This window comes from Inquilinus limosus MP06 (assembly GCF_000767795.1).
In the GTDB taxonomy this organism is placed as follows: Bacteria; Pseudomonadota; Alphaproteobacteria; order DSM-16000; family Inquilinaceae; genus Inquilinus; species Inquilinus limosus_E.
On record NZ_JANX01001128.1, the window covers coordinates 1 to 664 of the forward strand.

The window sequence follows — 664 nt, forward strand, 5'->3', positions numbered from 1 at the left end:
GCGGCCTCGACCAGGTCGCAGGGCAGGCCGCGGATGGCGGCGGTGACGGCGAGGAAGACCAGCGCCGCATGCTCCAGCCCCATGATCCAGACCACCCCGCCGCCGGAATAGAGCGGGTGGTTCGGCCAGGGGCCGGTGACGGCGTCCAGCAGGGCGCGGGCCGGGGTGCCGGCGTCGAGCAGCCGGATCCAGGCCAAAGCGGCGATCTGCGGCGGGATCAGCATCGGCAGCAGGCACAAGAGCGCCAGCACGCCGCGGCGCCGGATGTCGGTCAGGCCGATGGCCAGCGCCAGCCCGCCGCCGACCACCACCGAGACCAGGGTCGAGCCGAGGCCGGAGACCACGGTGTTCTGCAGCGCCCGCAGCGTCGCCCGGCCGCCGAGGATGGCCAGCGCCGCCTCCGGCTGCGCCAGCCCTTCGGCGAACAGGCGCAGCAGCGGCAGGGCGCAGAGCAGCAGCACATACGCGCCGGCCGCCCCGGCCAGCGCATGGTCGCCCCAGCGGCGAGGGCGGAGGGCGGGGGCTGATGCGAGAGAATGGCTCACGGGGCTGATGGGACTGCGCTCGACGATCTCGGAGCCTCCGCGTTTAGAGCATCATGGCTTGAGGATAAATCGCTCCGACGCGATCAGCAGGACGGCTGGATGTTGGGCGCCTTATTTGC

At 72.6% G+C, this 664-nt stretch carries 1 pseudogene; it reads right to left on the reverse strand.

The annotated features are described in order from the left end of the window. Positions 1 to 545: pseudogene (locus tag P409_RS35600) on the reverse strand (ABC transporter permease); the annotation flags it as partial. Between the last annotated feature and the right edge of the window lie 119 nt (positions 546 to 664).